This window comes from Micromonospora sp. ATLC20 (assembly GCF_057196585.1).
In genome coordinates, this window is record NZ_JBXUOV010000308.1 from 1 (window position 1) to 3,644 (window position 3,644).

Consider the following 3,644-nt stretch of genomic DNA (forward strand, 5'->3'; position numbering starts at 1 on the left):
AAACAGCGACGGCACGCGGAATGGTTAGCCACCGGGCCGCGCCGGGGCCACATCACGGGTGCACCGGGCGCGGCCGGACGAGTGAACGGGACGGTCAGGGACGCTCGACGTGCGCGCCGAGGTCGGCCAGCTTGGCCTCGAAGTCCTCGTAGCCACGGTTGATCAGGTCCACGCCGTACACCCGGGAGGTGCCCTCGGCGGCCAGCGCCGCGATCAGGTGGCTGAACCCGGCACGAAGGTCCGGGATGACCAGGTCGGCGGCGTGCAGCTTGCTCGGCCCGGCGATCACCGCGGAGTGCTTGAAGTTGCGCCGGCCGAAGCGGCACGGGGTGCCGCCGAGGCAGTCCCGGTAGACCTGGATGTTGGCGCCCATCGTGTTCAGCGCCTCGGTGTAGCCGAGCCGCTGCTCGTAGACCGTCTCGTGGACGATCGACAGGCCCCGGGCCTGGGTGAGCGCGACCACCAGCGGCTGCTGCCAGTCGGTCATGAAACCGGGGTGTACGTCGGTCTCCAGCGCCACCGCGTTCAGCTCGCCGCCCGGGTGCCAGAACCGGATGCCGCCCTCCTGGCCCGGGCTGCCGCCGCGCGGCGGGCGCAGGTCGGTGACCTCGTACTCGCCGCCGACCGACCGGAAGATGTTCAGGAACGTCATCATGTCGGCCTGCTGGGCGCCCAGCACCTCGACGTGACCGCGGGTGGCCAGCGCGGCCGCCGCCCAGCTGGCCGCCTCGATCCGGTCCGGGATCGGCCGGTGGGTGTAGCCGTGCAGCTTCTTGACGCCCTGGATCTCGATCACCCGGTCGGTGTGCACCTTGATGATCGCGCCCATCTTCTGCAGCACGCAGATGAGGTCGATGATCTCCGGCTCGACCGCCGCGTTGCGCAGCTCGGTGACGCCCTCGGCCATCACCGCGGTGAGCAGCACCTGCTCGGTGGCGCCCACGCTCGGGTACGGCAGCGCGAACTTCGTGCCGTGCAGCCCGTTGGGCGCGGACAGGTGCAGGCCCTCCGGCGTCTTCTCGACGGTGGCGCCGAACTCGCGCAGCGCCTGGAGGTGGAAGTCGATCGGGCGCGGGCCGATGTGGCAGCCGCCCAGGTCGGGGATGAAGGCGTGGCCGAGCCGGTGCAGCAGCGGGCCGCAGAACAGGATCGGGATCCGGCTGGACCCGGCGTGCACGTTGATCTGGTCGGTGCTGGCGCTCTCGACGTTCGAGGGGTCGAAGACGAGTTCGCCCTCCTCCACGCCGTCGCTGACCTTGACGCCGTGCAGGCCGAGCAGACCGCGGACCACCTCGACGTCACGGATACGAGGCACGTCGAACAGCCGGCTCGGTGTGTCGCCCAGCAGGGCGGCCACCATCGCCTTGGACACCAGGTTCTTCGCGCCGCGCACGCGGATCCGCCCTTCAAGCGGAGTGCCTCCGTGTACGACCAGGACGTCGTCGGTCAACGCAACCTCCAGCGCGTTGGGTGCTGCCGTGTCTAGTGATGGGTGCACGAAGTTCATCGCTACCCGGAACGCGGTCATGGGAAAACGGGCCGCGTGTGTCGTCGCCCCGGCAGCATAGCCCTCCGTGACGGGAATGGAATCGGTCACATCGCCAGCGAGGGCACGAACCGGGGTGTCCGGTGCGTTTCCGTGCCAGCGGGGTCACCGACGGTGATCAGGCTCCCGGAAGGGCGAGCATCTGGTCCAGCGCCGACCGGGCGTGTCGGGCGGTTTCCGGGTCCACCGTGATCTGGTTGACCACGCGCCCGGCGACCAGTTCCTCCAGCGCCCAGACCAGGTGCGGCAGGTCGATCCGGTTCATCGTCGAGCAGTAGCAGACCGCCCGGTCGAGGAACATGATCTGCTTGTCCGGGTGGGCCAGGGCGAGCCGGCGCACCAGGTTCAGCTCGGTGCCGACCGCCCACGCCGAGCCGGCCGGGGCCGCCTCGATGGTCCTGATGATGAACTCGGTCGAGCCGACCAGGTCGGCGGCGTTCACCACCTCGTGGCGGCACTCCGGGTGCACCAGCACGTTCACGCCCGGCACCCGCTCGCGGACGTCGTCGACGCTGTCCAGCGTGAACCGGCCGTGCACCGAGCAGTGGCCGCGCCACAGGATCATCTTCGCGTCCCGCAGCTGCTCCGGGGTCAGCCCGCCGCCCGGCTTGTGCGGGTCGTAGAGCACGCAGTCGTCGAGCGAGAAGCCCATCTCCAGCACCGCGGTGTTGCGGCCGAGGTGCTGGTCGGGCAGGAACAGCACCTTGCGGCCCTGCTCGAAGGCCCAGTCCAGGGCCCGCTTGGCGTTGGACGAGGTGCAGACCACGCCGCCGTTGCGCCCGACGAAGCCCTTGATGTCGGCCGAGGAGTTCATGTACGTCACCGGCACGGTCTCGGCCGCGATGCCCAGGTCGGTGAGCGTGTCCCACGCGGCCTCGACCTGCGACAGCACCGCCATGTCGGCCATCGAGCAGCCGGCGGCGAGATCGGGCAGGATCACCTTCTGCGCGTCCGAGGTGAGGATGTCCGCGCTCTCGGCCATGAAGTGCACGCCGCAGAAGACGATGTACTCCGCGTCCGGGCGGGCCGCGGCCTCCCGGGCCAGCTTGAACGAGTCGCCCGTCACGTCGGCGAACTGGATCACCTCGTCGCGCTGGTAGTGGTGGCCCAGGACGAACACCTTCGTGCCGAGCGCGGCCTTCGCGGCGGCGGCGCGGGCCACCAGGTCGGGGTCGCTCGGCGCGGGGAGATCACCCGGACACTCCACGCCACGTTCGGTGGCGGGGTCGCTGCCGCGGCCGAGGAGCAGCAGCGCCGTGGCGGTGTTGGACGGCTCAACCCAGGTCGAAGTCACGACCCCATGGTCCCACAGCGCGCCCGCGCCGCAGCCGCCTCGGATGTGGCCTGCCACACTGCTGCGCATGCGCGTGCTGCTCTGCCCGGACAAGTTCGCCGGCACGCTGCCGGCCCCAGACGTGGCCGCCGCGGTCGCCGACGGCTGGCGTGACGTGGCCCCCGGCGACGACCTGCTGGCCCGGCCACTCGCCGACGGCGGGCCGGGGTTCGTCGACGTGCTCGCCGGAGCGCTCGGCGGGCGCCGGGTGCCGGTGCCCACCGTCGACCCGCTGGGCCGCCCGGCCGCCGGTGAGATCCTGCTCACCGACGACGGCACGGCGTACCTGGAGAGCGCGCAGGCGTGCGGACTGCACCTGCTCACCGCCGCCGAACGCGACCCGAAGGCCACCACCTCGTACGGGCTGGGGCTGCTCGTCGCCGCCGCGGTCGAGGCGGGCGCGCGCACGGTGGTGGTGGGGCTGGGCGGCTCGGCCACGAACGACGGCGGCGCCGGGATGCTCGTCCCGCTGGGCGTCACGCCGCTGGACGGCGCCGGCCGGGCCCTGCCGTACGGCGGCGCGGCGCTGGCCGAGGTGGCCGCGCTCGACGGGGAGCCCCGGCTGCGCGGCGCCACGCTCGTCGCCGCCACCGACGTCGACAACCCGCTGCTCGGGCTGCACGGCGCGAGCAGCGTCTTCGGCCCGCAGAAGGGCGCCGACCGGGCCGACGTGCTGCTGCTGGACGCCGCGCTGACCCGCTGGGCGGAGGTGCTGACCGAACGCCTGCCCGGCTGCCCGTCCGGGCTGGGCGCGCTGCCCGGCGG

General features: G+C 72.3%; 3 protein-coding genes. 1 reads left to right on the forward strand and 2 read right to left on the reverse strand.

All coding sequences use genetic code 11. The annotated features are described in order from the left end of the window. Window positions 1–94: 94 nt before the first annotated feature. On the reverse strand, window positions 95–1,450 hold the full coding sequence (murA, locus tag AC2CHG_RS30570; protein ID WP_135241354.1) for a UDP-N-acetylglucosamine 1-carboxyvinyltransferase: 1,356 nt from the start codon (window positions 1,448–1,450) through the stop codon (window positions 95–97). Window positions 1,451–1,664: 214 nt separating this feature from the next. Then, complete coding sequence (gene nadA, locus AC2CHG_RS30575; RefSeq protein ID WP_355512774.1) at window positions 1,665–2,840, reverse strand: quinolinate synthase NadA; 1,176 nt, start codon at window positions 2,838–2,840, stop codon at window positions 1,665–1,667. Between the two features lie 43 nt (window positions 2,841–2,883). On the opposite strand from nadA, the gene AC2CHG_RS30580 reads away from it, so the two are divergent. Further along, the coding region (locus tag AC2CHG_RS30580; RefSeq protein WP_484526116.1) for a glycerate kinase at window positions 2,884–3,644 on the forward strand (761 nt) is incomplete at its 3' end.